Source organism: Agromyces sp. NPDC127015, assembly GCF_042725165.1.
Classification (GTDB): domain Bacteria; phylum Actinomycetota; class Actinomycetes; order Actinomycetales; family Microbacteriaceae; genus Agromyces; species Agromyces chromiiresistens.
The window spans coordinates 140,163-161,831 of record NZ_JBHXDI010000002.1 but is presented as its reverse complement, the minus strand read 5'-3'; the positions used below and the strand labels follow the sequence as shown (position 1 = coordinate 161,831).

10 protein-coding genes are annotated in these 21,669 nt (G+C 71.2%); 7 read left to right on the top strand and 3 right to left on the bottom strand.

The features are described from left to right. Positions 1-41 precede the first annotated feature (41 nt). On the bottom strand, positions 42-3,560 hold the full coding sequence (locus tag ACFWGP_RS07090) for an OmpL47-type beta-barrel domain-containing protein (protein ID WP_376930510.1): 3,519 nt from the start codon (positions 3,558-3,560) through the stop codon (positions 42-44). A gap of 195 nt (positions 3,561-3,755) precedes the next feature. On the opposite strand from ACFWGP_RS07090, the gene ACFWGP_RS07085 reads away from it, so the two are divergent. After that, positions 3,756-6,374: a DEAD/DEAH box helicase gene (locus ACFWGP_RS07085; protein WP_376930509.1), complete on the top strand. Its 2,619-nt coding sequence runs from the start codon at positions 3,756-3,758 to the stop codon at positions 6,372-6,374. 147 nt (positions 6,375-6,521) lie between these two features. Here the strand turns inward: ACFWGP_RS07085 and ACFWGP_RS07080 are convergent, their stop codons facing one another. Further along, on the bottom strand, positions 6,522-7,415 hold the full coding sequence (locus tag ACFWGP_RS07080; RefSeq protein ID WP_376930508.1) for an EamA family transporter: 894 nt from the start codon (positions 7,413-7,415) through the stop codon (positions 6,522-6,524). A 234-nt stretch (positions 7,416-7,649) separates the two neighbouring features. Between ACFWGP_RS07080 and ACFWGP_RS07075 the strand changes: the two genes are divergently transcribed. Beyond that, complete coding sequence (locus tag ACFWGP_RS07075; protein ID WP_376930507.1) at positions 7,650-11,954, top strand: ExeM/NucH family extracellular endonuclease; 4,305 nt, start codon at positions 7,650-7,652, stop codon at positions 11,952-11,954. 166 nt (positions 11,955-12,120) lie between these two features. After that, positions 12,121-14,196, top strand: a complete 2,076-nt coding sequence (gene recQ, locus ACFWGP_RS07070) for a DNA helicase RecQ (protein WP_376930506.1) — start codon at positions 12,121-12,123, stop codon at positions 14,194-14,196. 53 nt (positions 14,197-14,249) lie between these two features. Here the strand turns inward: recQ and ACFWGP_RS07065 are convergent, their stop codons facing one another. Next, complete coding sequence (locus ACFWGP_RS07065; RefSeq protein ID WP_376930505.1) at positions 14,250-15,668, bottom strand: TetR/AcrR family transcriptional regulator; 1,419 nt, start codon at positions 15,666-15,668, stop codon at positions 14,250-14,252. Between the two features lie 121 nt (positions 15,669-15,789). Here ACFWGP_RS07065 and ACFWGP_RS07060 point away from each other — a divergent pair, with 121 nt between their 5' ends. The 4 genes from ACFWGP_RS07060 to ACFWGP_RS07045 all read left to right on the top strand — a co-directional run bounded on the left by ACFWGP_RS07060 (position 15,790) and on the right by ACFWGP_RS07045 (position 21,642). Then, entirely contained in the window at positions 15,790-16,638 is an 849-nt protein-coding gene (locus tag ACFWGP_RS07060; protein WP_376930504.1) for a histidine phosphatase family protein, read from the top strand. A 135-nt stretch (positions 16,639-16,773) separates the two neighbouring features. Continuing rightward, positions 16,774-18,666 (top strand): glycoside hydrolase family 3 N-terminal domain-containing protein, encoded by a 1,893-nt coding sequence (locus tag ACFWGP_RS07055; RefSeq protein ID WP_376930503.1) that lies wholly within the window; start codon positions 16,774-16,776, stop codon positions 18,664-18,666. 206 nt (positions 18,667-18,872) lie between these two features. Beyond that, complete coding sequence (locus tag ACFWGP_RS07050; protein WP_231429966.1) at positions 18,873-19,271, top strand: hypothetical protein; 399 nt, start codon at positions 18,873-18,875, stop codon at positions 19,269-19,271. Between the two features lie 262 nt (positions 19,272-19,533). Continuing rightward, on the top strand, positions 19,534-21,642 hold the full coding sequence (locus ACFWGP_RS07045; RefSeq protein WP_376930502.1) for an acyl-CoA dehydrogenase: 2,109 nt from the start codon (positions 19,534-19,536) through the stop codon (positions 21,640-21,642). Positions 21,643-21,669: the final 27 nt, after the last annotated feature.

The following is a 21,669-nucleotide window of genomic DNA, read 5'->3' as shown; positions in this document are numbered from 1 at the left end:
CCCGAAACGAGGTGCGGGCCGGCTTCCCCGTTCTCCCGCGATCAGCCCTTCGGCCCCGCCTTGCGCTCGAGTTCGAGCGTGCGCGACGTCTCGGCATTGCCCGCCGCGTCGACCGCGCGGTACTCGATCGTCGTCACCGACTTGCCGACCTGGATCGGGCCCGAGTACGGCTGGAACCCGCCGTCGCCGGTGCGGTACTCGATGCGGTCGACGCCCGACGTCGCGTCCGTGGCGGCCAACGTCACGATGCGCTTCTTCGTGTCGACCTTCGCCGTCGTGACGGGGTCGACCGTGTCGCGCCGGACGGTGAGCGTGGCTTCGTCGGAGACGTTGCCCGATGCATCGGTCGCGCGGGCCGTGACGGTGGTCGCACCCTCGGCGGTGATCGCGATCGCCCCCGTGTAGGGCTGCCAGCCGGACCCGGTCGAGATCTCGATCGAGGGCGCCGCGTCGACCTCGTCGGTCGCGGTCGCGGTGACGGTGACCCCGCCCGTGAACCAGCCGCTCTCGGGCACGTCGGGCGAGGTGGCGAGCGCGACCGTCGGCGCAGTTCCGTCGGGCACGACGGGGTGCGTGCGGAAGGCGTCGACGATCATGTAGCTGCCCGACTTCATCGTGCCGCTGATCGTGTGCACGCCCGGCTCGAGGTCGTCGATCGAGAGCACCGTCTGCTGGTGCAGTCGGGTCGGGTTCGCGAACGACTGCGTCTTCAGGAACTCGCCGTCGATGCTGATGTCGACGTTGCCGAGGTCGCTGTTGATCTGCGACACCACGTCGATGCCGGTGCCGTGGAACGTCAACTCCCACGAGTCGCCGAGGTTCTGCGTCGCGTCGATGTCGTCGAGCCAGGCCCCGCCGCCGCCGCGCGCGGCGTCGCGCCAGAGCCAGGTCTCGCGTGTCGGCGATGCGGCCGTGCGGTAGACGACGCCCGAGGTGTTGTTGAGCAGCTCGGGCTCGGTCGGCTTGGTGAGCGTGATCGTGACGTCGGTCGAGGCGCGTCGCACGCCGAGCGTGATCGGCTCGCCGGCGGGCAGCGCGTTGTACGCCTGCCAGAAGGAGTTCCGCTGCTCGGTGACGGCGGTGCCGTTGATCGTGCGCACGAGGTCGTCGGCCTTGAGGCCCGCGGCCTCCGCGACGCTGCCGCCGGGAACGGCGACGAACTTCACGCCCTTGAAGTCGCTGATCGCGTACGACGACTGCTCGGCGGTCGTGGTGATGTTCGCGATGCTGCCGCCCCAGAGCCGCTCGACGTACTTGCGCCTCGCGAGCTCGATCGGGTCGGGCGCCGTGGTGCCGGTCGGGAGCACCGCCTCGGGCGGCAGCGCGCCTCCCGGTGCGCCGAAGCCCGTCATCGGGATGTTCTCGTAGCCGAGGGCGACCGCGGGCGAGGCATCCCCGACGGTGAAGTCGTAGTCGCCCGTGGGGTCGGTGCTCGTGAATGCGGGGTCGCCGACCTTGGAATCGCGGTCGAGGCCCGCCGCGTACCAGCTCGTCGCAGTGTTGAGCGAGCTGCCATCGACCGAGAGCTTCTCGGTGACGCCGCCGCGCGGCCGGATGTCGATCGCCGCCCCCGCGTTCCAGAACAGGTTCTTGCCGATCGCGTACTGGGCGCGGGCCGGGTCGTTGAGCACGTTGTCGTAGGGGATGCGTCCGAGCGTGATGTTGTGGTCGATCTCGTCGCCGCCGGGCATGTAGCTCACCTGCTCGTAGGTCGACCCGTCGAGGATGAGGTTGTTGCGGAGCGTGCGGTCGAAGCCGTCGCGCAGCTTCACGCCGCCCTTCAGCAGCACGTTGTTCGTCATGACGAAGTTCGAGGAGCCGTCGTCGAGGTCGATCGCCCAGTCGCCGTCGTGCCAGAAGCGGTTGTGGTCGATCGTGATCGGCTCGATCGTGTCGAGCTTCATCATCTCCCGCGCCTGCTCGGCGGTGAGGGCGCCGCCCGTGTTGCCCATGAACTCGACGCCGTCGGCGAGGCTCGCGAACGCGTTGTTCGCGGCGCCCGTCTTCCAGAACCGGGTGCGGCCCCACGCGTTGATCGAGCCGTTGTCGCCCGTCTCGCGCACGCAGTCGAAGATGTCGTTGTCCTGCACGAGGTGCCCGCCCCACGTGGTGTCGGAGAAGTTCAGGCAGGCGCGCGGGCTGTCGGACAGCGAGTTGCCGCGCACCGTGACGCCGAGGGCCATCGAGATGTTGACGGAGGACGTCTGCTTCTCGTACCGCCCGTTGTTGCGCATGATGTTGCCCTCGATGAGCACGTCGCGCGGGTAGTCCTCGGTCTTCGGTCCGGCTTCGAGATCGGTGATGCGCGGGGTCGTGAAGTAGTTGCCCGCGTAGTCGCGCACGGCGGCGGGGGATCCGACGACGTGCACGTCGGTGGCGCCGTTGTCCTCGAACCGGCTCGCGGTGATCTTCGTACCGCTGTTGTACCCGTCGAGGAAGACGCCGTTGCCGCCGAGGTCGGTGAAGGACGAGCCGGCGAACGTGACGTCCCGGCTGTTCTTCACGGTGGCCGCGCCCTTGCGGACGACCGACCAGTCGCCGCGCGCGAGGCTCTCGAAGGTGCTGTCGAAGAGCGTGCGGTGGGTTCGCTCGAAGGCCAGGTTCTCGAAGGCGATGTCGTGGATCGGGGCGGCGGGCGAGTCGCCCGTGAGCGTCACGAGCTCGTGGAGCTCGCCGACCTCGACGGTCGCGGCGCCGAGGTCGACGCCCGCGGCGGGCTTCAGGTAGAGCTTGTTCGCCTCGCGGTCGAGATACCACTCGTTCGCGGCGTCGAGCTCCTCGCGGATGTTCTCGACCATCACGGCGCCGCTGTTCATCGGCAGGCCCGAGCCGCAGTCCTGCGGGCGGTTGTTGTCGCCGACGAAGTCGAGCTGCAGGGCATCGGCGCTGCGTCCCTCGATCGTGAACGACACGCTGCCCCAGTCGTGGCAGTGCATCGCCCTGACGTAGCCGGTGGTCGGCTCCGCCCAGCCGGCCGAGCGGGTGTTGAGCGTCGCCATCGTGGTCGTGCCCTCGAGGCGCTTGGCCGTTGCGTCCCAGTTGGGGTAGCGCGCCATGACCTGGCGGGCGTCGTCGACGAAGAGCTCGTCGAAGTCGATGCCGGCCGGCACGTCGGTGACCATGACGCCCGGGTCGGATGCGGTCGGCGTCCACGCGCCGGTGAGCTTGCGCCCGCCGTTCAGCGTCGCGCCGTCGCCTGCGCCGACCCAGCGGACGGGGGCCGCCTCGCTGCCCGAGTCGGCGTTCGTGAGCGCGAGCGTGTCGTCGAGGTAGTACTCGCCCTCGGCGAGCTGCACCGTGACCGGCGCACCGCCGGGGAGAGCGTCGCGCACGAGCTCCTGCGCCCGCGCGAGCGACTTCACGGATGCCTCGGCCGAGTCGCCGGTCGCGGCGTCGTCGCCGTCCGGGGCGACGTAGACCGTGACGGCCTCGGCGGCGTGCGCCGGCACGGCGGTGAGGGTCGACAGGGCGAGCGCGGCGAGTCCTGCGCCGGCGATCGTCTGCAGGAGGCGGCGCGCCCGTCGGGGCGGGCGCGATGGTGCGGCGATCTGTTCTGACACTGGGGAACTCCCTTGTCCGTCGTGCGTGGCGAGCCGAGAACCGGCATAAACATCGGATCTATCGCGGCTTACGCTAGGGGCATTCTTCGCAGGCGTCAATGAATCCGGCGAATGCCAGTGGCGATACCTCCGATGTCAGGACCGGTCGGGAGTCCAGCGAGCGGGCGAGGCGGCGTGCCGTGACAGACTCGACGGATGACCCAGCCCCTGCTCGACCGCGCGCCGCGCCCGTACGATGCCGACGCGATGTACGACGCCTTCGTCGAGTGGGCCGACGACCGCGGCTTCGCCCTGTACCCGGCGCAGGACGAGGCGGCCATCGAGATCGTGTCGGGCGCGAACGTCATCCTCTCGACGCCCACCGGCACCGGCAAGTCGCTCGTCGCCGTCGCCGCCCACGCGACGTGCGTCGCCCGCGGTGGCCGCTCGTACTACACGGCGCCGATCAAGGCGCTCGTGAGCGAGAAGTTCTTCCAGCTCGTCGAGGTCTTCGGGGCGGCGAACGTCGGCATGGTCACGGGCGACAGCTCGGTGAACGCCGACGCCCCGATCATCTGCTGCACCGCCGAGATCCTCGCGAACCTCGCGCTGCGTCACGGCGCCGACGCCGACGTCGACCAGGTGGTCATGGACGAGTTCCACTTCTACGGCGACCCCGACCGCGGCTGGGCATGGCAGGTGCCGCTGATCACGCTGCCGCGGGCGCAGTTCGTGCTCATGTCGGCGACCCTCGGCGACGTCGAGGCGATCGCCGACGACCTCTCGCGGCGCACCGGCCGGCCCACCGCGCAGGTCACTGGTGTCGAACGCCCCGTCCCGCTCCACTTCTCGTACGCGAAGACGCCGGTGCAGGAGACCGTCGAAGACCTGCTCGCGACCCGACAGGCTCCCGTCTACATCGTGCACTTCTCGCAGGCGGCGGCGATGGAGCGGGCGCAGGCACTGTCGTCGATCCGCGTCGTCACGCGTGAGCAGCGCGACGAGATCGCCGAGGCGATCGGCGGGTTCCGCTTCACGACGGCCTTCGGCAAGACGCTCTCGAGGCTCGTCCGGGCGGGAATCGGCGTGCACCACGCGGGGATGCTCCCTCGCTACCGCCGGCTCGTCGAGACCCTCGCCCAGCGCGGCCTGCTGCGGGTCATCTGCGGCACCGACACGCTCGGCGTCGGCATCAACGTGCCCATCCGCTCGGTGCTCATCACCGCGCTCTCGAAGTTCGACGGCCAGCGGATGCGCCAGCTCAGCGCGCGCGAGTTCCACCAGATCGCGGGGCGGGCCGGCCGCGCCGGGTACGACACCGCGGGCACCGTCGTCGTGCTCGCGCCCGACCACGAGATCGAGAACGAGGTCGCACTGCGCAAGGCCGGCGACGACCCGAAGAAGCTCAAGAAGGTCGTGCGCAAGAAGGCCCCGGCGGGCTTCGTGACCTGGAGCGAGGTCTCGTTCGACCGGCTCATCACCGCCGTGCCCGAGGCGCTCACGCCGCACCTGCAGCTCACGGCGGCCATGCTCATCAACGTGATCGCGCGCGGCGGCGACGTCGTCGGCGACATCCGCGCCCTCGTGTTCGACAACCACGAGACGCGCGCCCGCCGCTTCGAGCTCGCGCGCCGTGCGCTCGAGATCCTGCGCACGCTGCGCGACGCGGGCGTCGTGGTGATCGCGCCGGTCGCTTCGTCGAGCGTGTCCGTTTCCGCCGACGGTGCCCGTGCCGACGGCCACACCCGGTCGGAACGGAATCACTCGGCGGGCGGCGGGCTCGGCGTCGAGCTGCACCTCACCGTCGAGCTGCAGCCGAACTTCGCACTCAACCAGCCGCTGTCGCCGTTCGCGCTCGCGGCGATCGAGCTGCTCGACCCCGCGTCGACCGGCACGGCGAACGACGGCGTCGGAACCGGGCACTACGCCCTCGACGTCGTCTCGATCATCGAGTCGACGCTCGACGACCCGCGGCCGATCCTCTCGCAGCAGCAGTTCAAGGCGCGTGGCGAGGCGGTCGCCGCCATGAAGCAGGACGGCATCGAGTACGAGCAGCGCATGGAGGCGCTCGAGGAGGTGACCTGGCCGAAGCCGCTCGACGAACTGCTGCACCAGGCGTTCGAGACCTTCGCGTCGAGCCAGCCGTGGGTGCGCGACTTCGAGCTCTCGCCGAAGTCGGTCGTGCGCGACATGTTCGAGCGCAGCATGTCGTTCGGAGAATACGTCTCGTACTACCAGCTCGCCCGCAGCGAGGGCCTGGTGCTGCGCTACCTCTCCGACGCGTTCCGCGCCGTGCGCCAGACGGTGCCCGACGACGCGAAGGACGAGGAGCTCTACGACCTCATCGAATGGCTCGGCGAACTCGTGCGCCAGGTCGACTCGAGCCTCGTCGACGAGTGGGCCGAGCTCATCGATCCGGCCGCCCACCTGCCCGAGGACGAGCGGGCCGTCGTCCCGCCGGCGCCCCCGTCGGTCGTCACGAACCGGCGCGCGTTCACGGTCCTCGTGCGCAACGAGCTGTTCCGCCGGGTGCAGCTCGCGGCCCTCGAGCGCGACGACGAGCTCGCCGAGCTCGACCCAGAGGCGGACTGGCCCGGCGCGCTCGACCGGTACTACGCCGAGCACGACGAGATCGGCACGGGGCCGGCGGCCAGGTCGCCGCGCATGGTCGCCATCGACGAGTCGGATGCCTCGAGCGGCATGTGGCGGGTCGAGCAGACCATCGACGACCCGGCCGGCGACCACGACTGGCGCATCCGAGCCGACGTCGACCTCGACGCGTCGGCCGAGGAGGGCGTCGCCGTCGTGCGGGTCACCGAGGTCGTCAGGCTCTGACGTTCGGCGGCTGGTTGAGGAGCTCCTGCGCGGAGCCGCGACGCGCCTCGACCCGGTGAGCCCTCGCCGAGACCGGGTCAGTGGTTTCGATACGCGTCCGATGTCGTCGGGCGCTGCCCGACCGGTGGAGATGGTCGGGTCGCGCCCTCACGCGACCGCGAGCATGCCCGCCGCCACGAGCGCGAGCACGAGGCCGGCCCATTGCACGGGCGCGATGCGCTCCTTCAGCACGAGCGCTGCGAGCAGGATGGTGCCGGCCGGGTACATGGCGCCGAGCACTGCCGCGATCGCCAGCTCACCGGCGCGGATGCCGAGCAGCAGGAGCGTGTTGGCGGCAGCGTTGACGAGCCCGCAGGCGATCGCGATGCGCAGGCCGGTCCGGCGGTCCGCGGCGACGGCGTCGAGCTGGGCGTCGTCGCGCCGAGGCATCCTCGCCGCCCGCGACCGCGCCAGCAGTGCGAGCGCCCCGGCGACCGCGAACATGATCGCCGCGGTCACCGCGCTGTTGACGAGCAGCGGCCACAGCCCGCTCTCGTCGGCGGTCTGGTCGATGATGATGAAGAACGCCCCGATCGCGGCGCCCGACCCGATGCCCATCACGATGCCGGTGATGCTCGGCCTGACCGCGCCGCGCTCGGGCACGAAGCCCACGAGCACGACTGCGACGAGCGCGATGCCGAGCGCCCAGTACGCGAGGGGGCCGAGCGAGCCGCCCGTCGCGAGCCCCCAGGCCATGGGCACGACGGCCGAGACGAGCGCGGTGAGCGGCGAGAGGATCGACATCGGCCCGATCGCGAGGCACGCGTAGAGCAGGCCGATCGCGACCGCGCCGGCGACGCCGGCCGCCGCGCCCCACCAGAGGTCGGCCGGGGCGCGCACGCCCCCGATCAGCGGCGCCGCGATGGCGAGGGCGACGAGGCCCGCGAGCCCGGAGACCGCCGTCGCGAGCACCGCGCCGAGGCGTTTCGCCGCGAGTCCGCCGAGGAAGTCGGCCGAGCCGAAGACGAAGGCTCCGGTGAGCGACAGGACGGCGGTCAGCATGGTCGATCCAGCGTATCGGGCGCCGTCGTTGCTCATTCGCGCGGGGTTGATCGGGGGCTCTGCTCATCTGAGCAGCAGTCACGGATTCCGTTATGAAATCGCGGCGAACGGGGCCTGAATCCCCTTGGCAGGGCCTGAGGCCGGTCATAGGCTACGGGACATCGCCCCGCCGCCGGCGCGCTCGACTCGGTGCCGTATCCGAGGTGGAGGTGTGATCGTCCTATGAGGAGAGTCATGCAACGTCGCACAATCAACTGCTTGTCCGCGGTGGCCCTGGCCGCTGCGGGCTCGCTCGTCGCCGGGGTGCTCGGCGCCGCGCCCGCGTTCGCCGCGGTCGACGGCTCGGGTGTCGTGATCAACGAGGTCTACGCGCGCGGCGGCAGCGCGAACCAGCCGTTTCAGAACAAGTTCGTCGAGCTCTACAACCCGACGAATGCCGACGTCTCGCTCTCGGGGTGGTCGATCCAGTACCGCTCGGCGACGAGCACCGGCGCCTCGAGCGGGGTCGGCGCACTGACCGGCACCATCGAGTCGGGCGGGTACTACCTCATCGGCCTGAACAGCAACGGCGGCACCGGTGCGGCGCTGCCCACCCCCGACGCCTCGTTCTCGGTGGCGCCGAGCGGCACGACGGGTTCGCTCTTCCTCGCGAAGACCGCTTCGGCGATCAACCCGGGCAACGGCTCGGTCGTGAACAACCCGCAGGTCGCCGACTACGTCGGCTACGGCGGCTCGCTGAACTTCGAGACGGCCGCCGCGGCCTACCCGGGCTCCAACTCCGACCCCGGCAGCATCGTCCGCACGAACTTCAAGGACACCGACGACAACTCGAAGGACTTCTCCTTCACGGCGACCCCGACGCCGCAGAACTCGGGCAGCCCGGGCGGCCCGGTGCTGCCGGTCGCCAAGACGATCGCCCAGATCCAGGGCACCGACGTCGCCGCGAGCCCGCTCGTCGGCCAGGCCGTCGTGACCGAGGGCGTCGTCACGGCCGACCACCGCGTCGGCGGCTACGACGGCATCTTCATCCAGACTCCCGGCCCCGACACCACGCCCAAGGCCTCCGACGGCGTCTTCGTCTATCTCCACGGCGAGAACCCCGGCGTCGAGATCGGCGACAAGGTGCGCGTCACGGGCACCGTCGAGGAGTTCAACGGCCAGACCCAGCTCCGGCCCGCCACGGCGGCCGACGTCGAGCTCGTGCAGGCGGATGCAGGGCTTCCCGCGCCCACCAAGCTCCCCGCGACGGCCGTCGGCAACGCGGCGCGCGAGGTCTTCGAGGGAATGCTCGTCGTGCCCGACGGCACCTACAAGGTCATCTCGAGCCACAACCTCAATCGGTTCGGCGAGCTCTGGCTGAACGCGGGCACCGCCATGCCGGTCAAGTCGACCGAGACGCAGCGCCCGGGCACCAAGGCGGCGAGCGACATCGCCGCGGCGAACAAGGCGAGCCGCATCCTGCTCGACGACGGCTACAGCATCGCCGTGCGCAACTCGAACGGCACCGACAACCCGGCTCACCCGGGCGACCAGCCCTACTTCACGAAGGGCACCGTCGTGCGCAACGGCGACGTCGCGAGCTTCCCTGCGTCGGGCTACGTGCTCGGCTGGGGCTTCAACGAGTGGCGCCTGCAGCCGCGGACCCCGATCAACGACGCGAGCCCGGCTTCGGTGAAGCCGACGTTCGCGAGCGTCGACGCCGCGGGCAAGGTCATCGGCAACCCGCGTCCCACCACCGCTCCCGCGGTCGGCGGCGACATCACGGTCGCGTCGTTCAACGTGCTCAACTACTTCACGACGCTCACGTCCGAGAACTCGGAGGCGCGCGGCGCGGACACCGCAGAGGAGTTCGCGGTGCAGAAGGCCAAGATCGTCCAGGCGATCAACGGCCTCGACGCCGACGTCGTGGCGCTCCAGGAGATCGAGAACTCGGCGGCGCTCGGCGAGACGCCCGACGAGGCGCTCGCGAACCTCGTCGCGGGGCTCAACAGCGCGGCGGGTGCCGGCACGTGGAAGTACGTGACGACGCCTGAGGCGCTGCACGACGCCGCGATCACCGACGTCATCACGAACGCCATCATCTACAAGCCCGCCACGGTGAAGCCGAGCGGCGAGGCGCAGACGATCATCGACGAGACCGTGTGGGACATCGCGCGCGAGCCGATCGCCCAGACGTTCAAGTACGGCAAGCAGTTCGTGACCGTCATCGCGAACCACTTCAAGTCGAAGAGCGGCACCGACCCGTCGCCCGAGCCCGGGCAGGACGCCTTCAACGACGAGCGCGTGAAGCAGGCCGAGTCGCTGCTCGCGTTCGCGAACTCGCTCTCCGAGGACCGCAAGAACGCGATCTACCTCGTGGGCGACTTCAACTCGTACGCCAAGGAGGACCCGATCAAGGTCTTCACCGACGCGGGCTGGACCGACCTCGTGTTCAGCAGGGCGCGCGGTCAGTACACCTACTCGTTCGACGGCGAGCTCGGCTCGCTCGACCACGTGATCGCCTCGCCCGCCGCGGCGAGCCGGGTGCAGAAGGCCGCGGTCTGGTCGATCAACTCGCCCGAGTGGGCCGGTCGCGAGTACTGGGGCCCCGCCGCAGAGACGGTGGCCGAGGCGACGCCGTTCCGCTCGAGCGACCACGACCCGATCCTCGTCGGCGTCGGCTCGGAGGCCGTGCCCGGCAAGGTCGACATCGACCTCGTCACGGTCAACGACTTCCACGGTCGCATCGAGCAGTCGGCCCCGTCGGGCGGCATCGCGGCGCTCTCGAGCGCGGTGAAGCAGATCCGCGCCGGCAACCCGAACACCGTGTTCGCGGCCGCCGGCGACATGATCGGCGCCTCCACCTTCACGTCGTTCATCCAGAAGGACGAGCCGACCATCAAGGCGCTCAACGCCGCCGGTCTCGACGTCAGCTCGGTCGGCAACCACGAGTTCGACCAGGGCTTCGCAGACCTGACCGAGCGCGTGATGCCGATGGCCGACTGGGAGTACCTCGGTGCCAACATCCGTGACAAGGCGACGGGCGACGCCGCCCTGCCCGAGTACTTCACGCAGACGTTCGACGGTGTGACCATCGGCTTCGTCGGTGCGGTCACCGACGAGCTCGAGTCGCTCGTGAGCCCGGCCGGCATCGCCGACATCACGGTCGAGGACCCGACCGAGGCGATCAACCGGGTGGCCGACCAGCTGAGCGACGGCAACGACGAGAACGGCGAGGCCGACATCGTGGTGGCCCTCGTGCACGAGGGTGCTGCGACGGTCGAGAAGTCGTCGGCGGTCGACGGCGCTTCGCGCTTCGGCAAGATCGTGCTCGGTGTCGATGCGAACGTCGACGCGGTCGTCTCGGGCCACACGCACCTCGCCTACAACCACGTCATCACGACCGCGGACTCGCCGGCGTTCAAGCACGCGCCCATGCCGGTGATCTCGAGCGGACAGTACGGCGAGCGGTTCAGCAAGATGGACATCCAGTGGGACCGCAAGACCAAGACGTTCACGATGAAGAACGAGATCTTCAGCCTCATGGACGGCACCACGCCGCTCTTCGCCGACGACCCGGCCGTGAAGCCCATCGTCGACGACGCGGTGAAGGTCGCCGACGAGCTCGGCAGCGTGCCGCTCGGCACGGCCGACGGGGCGTTCGGTCGAGCCGTCGCCTCCGACCCGGCCGGTGCCTCGTCGTTCCCCGAGAACCGCGGCGGTGAGTCCACGCTCGGCAACCTGGTCGCCGATGCGCAGCTCTGGTCGCTGAACGAGGATCGCCAGGACAAGGTCGACGTCGCCTTCATGAACCCGGGCGGCCTCCGCGCCGACCTGGCTTCGGGCACGGTCACGTACCGGCAGGCGGCCAACGTGCAGCCGTTCGCGAACACCCTCGTGACGCTGAACCTCACCGGAGCGCAGATCAAGCAGGTCCTCGAGGAGCAGTGGCAGCCCACCGGATCGTCGCGTCCGTTCCTGAAGCTCGGTGTCAACAAGGAGTTCACGTACACCTACGACCCCACCGTCCCGCCCGGATCGCCGCACATCACGGAGATGCGCCTGAACGGTGAGCTGATCGACCTGTCCGCGACGTACCTCGTGGGGGCGAACTCGTTCCTCGCTGCCGGTGGTGACAACTTCTTCACCCTCGGCAAGGGCACGAACAAGGCCGACTCCGGCAAGATCGACCTCGAGTCGATGGTCGACTATCTCGCGGCCGCGCCGAACCAGACGGTCAAGCCCGACACCGCCCAGCGCGCGGTCGGCGTCGACGTCCAGGGCGACGGCACCTACGCGCCGGGCGAGACCGTCACGGTGCTGCTGTCGTCGCTCGACTTCAGCCGCAGCGAGACGGCGGCCGGCACCGTCGTGATCTCGCAGGGTGGAGCGCAGCTCGCCACGGCTCCGGTCGTGCGGGCCTACACCCCGACGGTCGACGAGATCGGCAAGGCCACCGTCACGTTCGCGGTCCCCGCGGGCGCGAGCGGCCAGACGCGGTTCGACATCACGGTGCCCACGACCGGCACGGTGAGCTCGTTCACGCTGAACGTCGGCTGACCCGAATCCGACGTGGAGGGGGCCGGGTGCATGCGCACCCGGCCCCCTTCGCATGGCCGTGGCCGCCGGGTGCCTCCCGTCCTCCACAGCCGCCCGGATGCTCCGGGCCGAGGCAGGCCCGCCCGAGGCCAGCCGGTACGTCGGGGGCGCTCAGTAGACTCGTCGGGTGAGCAGCAGCGCCGAACCCGACTGGGCCGACGAGGTCCCGTTCGACCTCGACGAGCTCGCTCCACCGCCCGACGACGAGTGGGCTCCGCCCCCGCCTCCCGACGAGTACCGCGGCGGTGCCGTCGAGTGGGCGACGGCGCAGGCGGGCCCGGCGACGCCCCCGGCGGCCCGCGGCCGGCCCGCGGTGGGCCGTCCGGCCGGGCACGAGGCATCCGGTCTGCAGCGGCCCGCCGTCGCCTCACCCGCCAGGTTCGAGAGCGCGCTCGAAGCGCTGCACACCGTCTTCGGCTACGACGCGTTCCGCGGCGAGCAGGCGGCGATCATCGAGCAGGTCGCCTCGGGCGGCGACGCCGTCGTGCTCATGCCGACCGGCGGCGGCAAGAGCCTCTGCTACCAGATCCCGGCGCTCCTGCGCGAGGGCACGGGCGTCGTCGTGTCGCCGCTCATCGCCCTCATGCACGACCAGGTCGACGCGCTCGTGCGCAACGGCGTGCGCGCGGCCTACCTCAACTCGAGCCAGCAGCCGGCCGAGCGCGCCGCCGTCGAGCGGGCCTACCTCGCCGGCGAGCTCGACCTGCTCTACATCGCGCCCGAGCGGCTGGGCACCGAGTCGGCCAAGCAGCTGCTCGCCCGCGGCACGGTCGCGCTCTTCGCGATCGACGAGGCGCACTGCGTCGCGCAGTGGGGCCACGACTTCCGGCCCGACTACCTCGCGCTCTCCGAGCTCGCCGACCGCTGGCCCGAGGTGCCCCGCATCGCGCTCACCGCGACGGCCACCGAGGCGACGCACCGCGAGATCACCGAGCGACTCTCGCTCGGCGGGGCGAAGCACTTCGTGTCGAGCTTCGACCGCCCGAACATCCAGTACCGCATCGCGCCGAAGCTCGAGGTGCGCCGTCAGCTGCTCGACTTCGTGCGCAGCGAGGGGGTCGACGCCTCGGGCAACCCGGTGCCGGGCATCGTCTACGCGCTGAGCCGCGCGAGCACCGAGAAGATCGCGGCGTTCCTCGCGGCGAACGGCGTGAACGCGCTGCCGTACCACGCGGGCCTCGACGCCGAGCTGCGGCGCACGACGCAAGACCGCTTCCTCCGCGAAGACGGCATCGTCGTCGTCGCGACGATCGCGTTCGGCATGGGCATCGACAAGCCCGACGTGCGCTTCGTCGCCCACGTCGACCTGCCCAAGTCGGTCGAGGGCTACTACCAAGAGACCGGGCGAGCCGGCCGAGACGGGGCGCCGGCGACGGCGTGGCTGGCGTACGGGCTGCAAGACGTCGTGCAGCAGCGGCGCATGATCGACGAGAGCCCGGGCGACCTCGCGCACCGGCGTCGCATGTCGGCCCACCTCGACGCGATGCTCGCGCTCTGCGAGACCGTGCAGTGCCGCCGTCAGAACCTGCTCGCCTACTTCGGCGAGCCGTCCGAGCCGTGCGGCAACTGCGACACGTGCCTCGAGCCGCCCGCCTCGTGGGACGGCACGGTGCCCGCCCAGAAGCTCATGTCGACGATCGTGCGGCTCAAGCGCGAGCGGCGCCAGCAGTTCGGTGCTGGGCACCTCATCGACATCCTCCGCGCGAAAGAGACGCCCCGTGTGCGCCAGTACGGCCACGACGACCTCTCGACGTGGGGGCTCGGGCAAGACCTCAGCGACCAGCAGTGGCGCGGGGTCGTGCGCCAGCTGCTCGCGCAGGGGCTGCTCGCCACCCAGGGCGAGTACGGCACCCTCACCATCACCGACGCGGCGGCCGAGGTGCTGTCGGGGCGGCGCAGCGTCATGCTTCGCACCGAGGTCGAGCGTGCGCCCCGCTCGCGTGCGAAGGCGGCCCCCGCGGCCGCCGACCTCGAGCCCGCCCAGGCCGAGCTGTTCGAACGGCTCCGCGTCTGGCGCGCCGGAGAGGCTCGCGAGCAGGGGGTTCCCGCGTACATCGTCTTCGGCGACGCGACGCTGCGTGCGGTCGCGGTCGCGAAGCCGGCGAGCCTGGCCGAGCTCGACGGCATCACGGGCATCGGCGCCAAGAAGCGCGAGGCCTACGGCGAGGCGCTCATCTCCGTGGTCGGCGAGAGCGCCGCCTGAGGCCGTCGGCGCCGGTCGCGTCGCTTCGGTCGTGGGGCGTCGGTCGTGCGGCCTCAGACCGCCGACGGGATGTCTCGGGGCGCGCGCCCCTCGGCCGGCCCGAGCACGTCGTCGAGGTGCCGTCGAAGCAGTCGGGCGACCTCGACGGCCGGGTCGTAGAGCGACTGGATCTGCAGGCCGTCCCACACGGCGAGGAGCCAAGCGGCCTCGCTGCCGGGGTCACGATCCGGCGCGAGCGAGCCCTCGTCGCGCGCGCCCTGCAGCAGGCTCGCGAAGTAGCGGCGCGTCTCGCGGAAGCGGTGCGCGAAGTACTCGTGGGCCGGATGTCCCGGCGTCGCGCCTTCGCACGACAGCACGGCGTAGAGCTCGACGAGTCCCGGGTGCGCTGCGGCCGTGCGCTCGGCCGTCGCCGGGAGCGATCGCAGGCGATCGGTGGCTCCGCCGCGCGCTGGGGCGCCGCCGGTGATCGTGAGCCGGTCGCGGTGCCGGAGCACCTCGGTGAGGAGTTCGGCCTTCGAGCCGACGTGATGCAGCAGGGTGGCTTTGGAGATGCCGGTGCGGCCGGCGATCGCGGCGAGGCTCGTGCCCGTGAACCCGTCGCGCGCGAACAGCTCGGTCGCCGCCTCGACGATCGCCTCGTGACGCCTGGCGCCACGCGCGCTGGCTGCAGGGCGCTGCGGCGCGCCGGCACCGGTCGCGGTGCCGCCGCCTGCCCCGGGCGGTTCCGGCTGCTCGAGCAGCACCGTCGGCGCGAGCATGCCGCCCGCGCCCTCCGGTGCGGTGCGGGCGCCCGGCCCGGTCGGCCCGCCCGGCCCGCCCGGCCGGGCCGTGTCCGACGAGGGCGTTCGGGCCGGCGCTCCCATGAGCCGCCGTTCGCGCGCCTCGAGTTCGCCGACGAGGTCGATCGAATCGGGGGCGTAGCGCTGCTGCACCTGCAGCCCGTCCCACCCGGCGATGAGCAGGGTCGCCGACCAGGAGGCATCCGATGCCGCGACGGCCGCCCTCGCCACGAGCTCATCCGCGATCGATGCGCGAACCCGGGCGTAGCGTGCCCGCATCATGTCGTGGGCGGGGTGCGACCTGCTCGTCGCCTCCCCCGAGAGCGCGGTGAACAGTTCGAGATAGCCCGGTGCGGCCGCGTTGCGGCGGGCGAGCGCGGCGGCACCGAGCGTGCCGACCGGCACGGACTCGTGTTCGATCCAGTCGGCGTTCGCGTCGTCGAGTCGCTCGACGACGGCGCCGAGCAGTGCGTCGAGCGACGCGTAGTGGCGCAGGACGCCGGGATGGGAGAGGCCGGCCCGCTCGGCGACGTCGCGCAGCGACACCGCGGCGATGCCCTGTTCGACGAAGGCCGCCTGCGCCGCGTCGAGGATGCGCGCACGAGTGAGCGCCGACCTCGCCTGCCGGGTCGGTGCGATGGCGCCGTCGAGCGAACGCGCACCGCCGCCGGTCGCTTCGTCGTGCTTGCCCACGACACGACGCTATCGGTCCGTGGCGTTCCATCCGTCTTTTTGTTACCAATCGGTCGAAAACGGGCTAGGCTCGGTGGCCGACGCCCGATCAGGGCGCCCCGAACCCGAAAGGACCACGACAATGCCGTCTCGTCGCATCGCCCGTATCGCCCTCGCCGGCATCGCCGTCGCCGCCGCGGTGACCTCGCTCGCCGGCTTCGCCGCGCCGCAGATGGTGCTCGACGCTCCCGCCACGCAGCCCGTCGACAAGAAGACCGCCGTCGACCAGAAGCCCAAGGGCAAGACCGTCACGATCTACCTCACCCGCCACGGCGAGACGATGCTCAACGCGCTCGGCCGCGTGCAGGGCTGGTCGGACTCGCCGCTGACCGAAGACGGGCGCGCCGTCGCCGAGCACCTCGGCGCGGGGCTCGCCGAGGCCGGGGTCGATTTCGAGGCGGCGTACTCGGCGGACATGGTCCGCCACTACGAGACGGCCTCGCTCGCGCTCGGCGAGCTCGGCTTCCGGGGTGACATCGTGCGCGACGCGCGGTTGCGCGAGATCGCCTTCGGCAAGTACGAGGGCGGCGACGGCATGGAGATGTGGAACGACGTCGCCGTCGAACTCGGCTACGCCGATGCCGGCGAGCTGTTCTCGGACCCCGAGTTCGACATGGGCGCGGCACTCGAGGCGATGGCGCGTCTCAACGAGGGCAGCGGGTTCACGGCCGAGACGCCGGCCGAGGTCGCAGAGCGGGCGCTCGCCGCGCTCGACGAGATCGCGGCGAAGCAGTCGAAGCGGGGTGGCGACGTGCTCGTGGTCTCGAGCGGCATCACGATCATCGCGACGCTCGACGCGCTCGGCGCCGACCTGAGCGAGGTCGTCGAGGGCATCGAGAACGGCGCCGTCTCCGAGCTGCAGTACCGAGGCGGTGAGTGGACCGTGCGTACGGTCAACGACCTGAGCTACGTCGAGGCCGGCTCCGACTGACCCCGGCCCACCGTCGAATCCAGGTCATCGACCGAGCGGCGTTCAATCCCGAACGGCGCTCGGTTTATAATCGAAGGGCGGCCGCGGCACCGCCACGGCGCCGCACCAGAGCCCGAAGCATGAAGGAGTGCAGGCATGACCGATCTGCAGAACGTCGACACCGAGGCATCCGCCCCCTCGACCGCCGAGCCGGCGGGCGCCGAACCCGGCCTCGACACGCGGTACCGCGATGCGAGCCTGCCGGTCGCCGAGCGCGTCGAGATCCTGCTCGCGCAGATGACGCTCGAGGAGAAGGCGGGCCTCTTCTTCCAGACGGTCATCGGCATCGGCCCCGACGGCGTGCTCGCCGAGGAGGCCGACGAGACCGGCGGCGGCTCCACCGACGAGTTCGTCAACGACCTCAAGATGAACCACTTCAACATCCACCAGGCGCCCGACGACCCCGGTGCGTTCGCCGAGTGGCACAACCGCCTGCAGGAGCTCGCCGCCTCGACGCGCCTCGGCATCCCGGTGACGATCTCGAGCGACCCCCGCAACTCGTACAGCGACAATCCGCTCGCCGCCCTGTTCGCCGGCGCGTTCTCGGTGTGGCCCGAGCCGATGGGCCTCGCCGCGATCGGCGACGAGGCGACGGTCGAGCGTTTCGCCGACATCGCCCGCCAGGAGTACACGGCCGTCGGCATCCGCGTCGCGCTCCACCCGCAGATCGACCTCGCGACCGAGCCGCGCTGGTCGCGTGCCCTCCAGACGTTCGGCGAGGACGTCGAGCTCGCGAGCCGGCTCGGCGCCGCGTACATCCGCGGATTCCAGGGCGCCGAGCTCGGCCCCGACTCGGTCGCGACGATGACGAAGCACTTCCCGGGCGGCGGCCCCCAGCAGGACGGCGAGGACCCCCACTTCGCGCACGGCCGCGAGCAGGTCTACCCGGGCGGCGAGTTCGAGCTGCACCTGAAGCCGTTCGAGGCCGCGTTCGAGGCGGGCACCAGCCAGATCATGCCGTACTACGGCATGCCCGTCGGCACCGGGCTCGAAGAGGTCGGGTTCGGCTTCAACAAGTCGGTCATCACGGGCCTCCTGCGCGAGCGCTACGGCTTCGACGGCATCGTGTGCACCGACTGGGGACTCATCAACGACGACGAGATCATGGGCGAGCCGTTCCCGGCACGCGCGTGGGGCGTCGAGCACCTGAGCCCGCGCGAGCGCGTCAAGAAGGTCATCGACGCCGGCTGCGACCAGTTCGGCGGCGAGGCGTGCCCCGAGCTGCTCGTCGAGCTCGTGCGCGACGGCGAGATCACCGAAGAGCGGCTGGATGCCTCGGCGCGGCGCCTGCTCCGCGAGAAGTTCGTGCTCGGCCTCTTCGACCACCGCTTCGTCGACGTCGAGCGCGCCAGGCGCGTGGTCGGCTCCGCCGAGTTCGTCGCGGCGGGCGAGGCGGCGCAGCGGGCGGCGATCACGCTGCTGGTGAACACCGGGCGAGCGGATGCCTCGGCCGAGGCATCCTCGCCCACCCTGCCCATCGCGCGCGGGCTGAAGCTGTACGTCGAGGGCGTCGAGCCCGAGATCGCCGCCGAGTACGGCGAGGTCGTCGCGACGCCCGCGGAGGCCGACGTCGCGATCCTGCGCCTCGTGGCGCCGTTCGAGCAGCGCCCCACGTTCTTCGAGAACTTCTTCCACTCGGGCTCGCTCGACTTCCCCGACGAGGTGGTCGCGCACGTGCGTGCGGTCGCGGCCGCCGTGCCGACCGTCGTCGACGTGTTCCTCGACCGGCCGGCGATCCTCACGCCGATCGTCGACGACGTCGCGGCGATCACCGCGAACTGGGGCGCGAGCGCGCGGGCGCTGCTCGACGTCGTGACCGGCGCGGCCGAGCCGCAGGGCCGCCTGCCCTTCGACCTGCCGCGCAGCATGGCCGCCGTCGAGGCGAGCCGGCCCGACGTGCCCTTCGACACGGCCGACCCGCTGTTCCGTCACGGCCACGGCCTGCGCTACTCCGACTCGTCGGTCGAGCAGGTCGAGCAGGTCGAGTAGGTCGAGCAGGTCGAGCAGGTCGAGCAGGTCGAGTAGGCGCGCAGCGCCGTATCGAGACCACCTCGGTCCCGTCGGTCGAGTGGGCGCGCAGCGCCGTATCGAGACCACTGCGGCCGGTGGTCTCGATACGCTTCGCTCCTCGCCGCCCGACCGGCGCTGCGCGCGTCGCTCCTCACCCGCTCGGCCTTCGTCGCTAGCATCGAGCCATGGGAGCCGTGAAACGACCCGGAGGCGTGACGTTCGTGGCCGTGCTGACCTGGATCTCGGGTCTGCTCGACATCATCGGCGGCACGCTCCTGCTCTTCCAGACGAGCGTCGCCGCGACGGTCGAGGCCTTCGGCGGTGCGAGCCAGCTCATCGCATCGGCGATCGTGTCGATCCTCATCGGCATCATCGTCATCATCGTGGCCGCGGGCCTGCTGCGCGGCAGCGCGGGGGCACGCCTCGTGGTGACGATCGTCGAGGCGCTCTCGATCGTCGCGTCGATCTTCCTCGCGATCGCGTACCCCGCGGGCGCCATCGGCGAGTACTTCAGCGCGGCGATCGCCGTCGTCGTGATCGCGATCCTCTGGACGCGTCGGGCCGACGCCTTCTTCCGCGGCTGATCGCTCTGCCACGGGCCGTGCGACGAGGCCCGGTGCCACCTGTCGAGCGCCCTGCGTTGTGGATGCCACTACGCCGAGGGCCGGCTCGTTTGTAGGGCGAGCACAGGCCCTGACGAAGCTGCTCGACCCTCGTTTGTAGGGCGCGGACGCACCGTTTCGGGCTCGCCGGGCGCCGTCCTACCGTGGAGAGAGGTTCAGCGACGCCGCCAGCCGCGCGCCGCCATGTGACGCACACGACTCCACACGAAGGACGAGACCGACGATGGTTGACACCGCACCACGCACCTCGCACGACACGTCCGCGCCCGCCCGCGTCGGCGGAGCGCGGCCGAACGACGCCCGCCCCGGGGCATCCGCGCAGCCCCGCATCGACGTGGCGGCCCTCGGCCGTCAGCTCCTCGGCACCTGGGCCGACATCCGCATCGCCGCGCGCGAGCGCGCCGCGATGCCCGAGCTGCAGCGCATCGAGGGGCTGCCGATGTCCGAGCACCGCGAGCGCGTGCTCGGGCAGCTGAAGCTCCTCGTCGACCAGGGCGCCGTGCACCGGGCGTTCCCGAAGTCGCTCGGCGGCCAGGAGGACCACGGCGGCAACATCGCCGCGTTCGAGGAGCTCGTCACGGCCGACCCGAGCCTGCAGATCAAGTCGGGCGTGCAGTGGGGCCTCTTCGGCGCCGCGGTGCTGCACCTCGGCACGAAGCCGCACCACGAGAAGTGGCTGCCCGCGATCATGTCGCTCGAGGTGCCCGGCGCCTTCGCGATGACCGAGATCGGGCACGGCTCCGACGTCGCCTCGATCGCGACGACGGCGACCTACGACGAGGCGACCGAGGAGTTCGTGATCCACACGCCGTTCCGCGCGGCGTGGAAGGAGTTCCTCGGCAACGCCGGGCTCCACGGCAAGCACGCGACGGTCTTCGCGCAGCTCATCACCAAGGGCGTGAACCACGGGGTGCACTGCTTCTACGTGCCGATCCGCGACGACGAGGGCGAGTTCCTGCCCGGCGTCGGCGGCGAGGACGACGGCCTGAAGGGCGGCCTCAACGGCATCGACAACGGCCGCCTGCACTTCACGAACGTTCGCATCCCGCGTGAGAACCTGCTGAACCGCTACGGCGACGTCGCCCCCGACGGCACCTACTCGTCGCCGATCGAGAGCCCCGGCCGCCGGTTCTTCACGATGCTCGGCACCCTCGTGCAGGGCCGCGTCTCGCTTGACGGCGCCTCGACCGTCGCGAGCGCGATGGGGCTCGCGATCGCGATCACCTACGGCAACCAGCGCCGGCAGTTCACCGCGTCGAGCGACACCGACGAAGAGGTGCTGCTCGACTACCAGCGCCACCAGCGCCGGCTGCTGCCCCGCCTCGCGACGACGTACGCGCAGTACTTCGCGCACGACGAGTTCCTCGTGAAGTTCGACGCGGTGTTCAGCGGCAAGGCCGACACCGACGACGACCGCCAGGACCTCGAGACGATCGCCGCCGCGCTCAAGCCGCTCTCGACGTGGCACGCGCTCGACACGCTGCAGGAGGCGCGCGAGGCCTGCGGCGGCGCCGGCTTCATCGCCGAGAACCGCATCGTCGGCCTCCGCCAGGACCTCGACATCTACGTGACCTTCGAGGGCGACAACAACGTGCTGCTGCAGCTCGTCGCGAAGCGCCTGCTGACCGACTTCTCGAAGCAGTTCAAGAACGCCGACGCCGGCGCGATGGCCCGCTACGTCGTCGCGCAGACCGCGGAGCGCGCGTACCACGGCACGGGCCTCCGTCGCCTCGGCCAGACGATCGCCGACTTCGGCTCGACCGCCCGCTCGGTGAGCGAGCTGCGCGACGAGGAGACTCAGCGCGAGCTGCTGACCGATCGCGTCGAGGCGATGATCGCCGAGATCGCCGGCCGCCTGCGCGACGCGCGCAAGCTGCCGAAGGCCGACGCCGCGGCCGCGTTCAACCGCAACCAGAACGAGCTGATCGAGGCCGCGCGCGCCCACGGCGAGCTCCTCCAGTGGGAGGCGTTCACCCGCGGCCTCGCCCGCGTCGAGGACGAGGGCACGAAGCAGGTGCTGACCTGGGTGCGCGACCTGTTCGGCCTCGGCCTCCTCGAGAAGCACCTCGCCTGGTACCTCGTGAACGGCCGCCTCTCGCCGCAGCGCGCGCAGGCCGTGACGGCGTACATCGACCGGCTCCTCGAGCGCCTGCGCCCGCACGCGCAGGACCTCGTCGACGCGTTCGGCTTCAAGCCCGAGCACCTGCGAGCGACGATCGCGACCGGCATCGAGCAGGAGCGCCAGGACGAGGCGCGCGCGTACTTCGACGCCGAGCGCCGCGCGGGCACCCTGCCGGTGCCCGAGAAGGCGAAGGCCAAGAAGAAGCGGTAGTCGCCGCGTGCGGCTCGAGGGCCGAGG

Bases quoted from the DNA above. Each gene is read 5' to 3' on its own strand.
- ACFWGP_RS07085 (WP_376930509.1), top strand. From the start codon at position 3,756: ATGACCCAGCCCCTGCTCGACCGCGCGCCGCGCCCGTACGATGCCGAC.
- ACFWGP_RS07060 (WP_376930504.1), top strand. From the start codon at position 15,790: ATGCCGTCTCGTCGCATCGCCCGTATCGCCCTCGCCGGCATCGCCGTC.
- ACFWGP_RS07055 (WP_376930503.1), top strand. From the start codon at position 16,774: ATGACCGATCTGCAGAACGTCGACACCGAGGCATCCGCCCCCTCGACC.
- ACFWGP_RS07045 (WP_376930502.1), top strand. From the start codon at position 19,534: ATGGTTGACACCGCACCACGCACCTCGCACGACACGTCCGCGCCCGCC.
- ACFWGP_RS07080 (WP_376930508.1), bottom strand. From the start codon at position 7,415: ATGCTGACCGCCGTCCTGTCGCTCACCGGAGCCTTCGTCTTCGGCTCG.
- ACFWGP_RS07075 (WP_376930507.1), top strand. From the start codon at position 7,650: ATGCAACGTCGCACAATCAACTGCTTGTCCGCGGTGGCCCTGGCCGCT.
- ACFWGP_RS07050 (WP_231429966.1), top strand. From the start codon at position 18,873: ATGGGAGCCGTGAAACGACCCGGAGGCGTGACGTTCGTGGCCGTGCTG.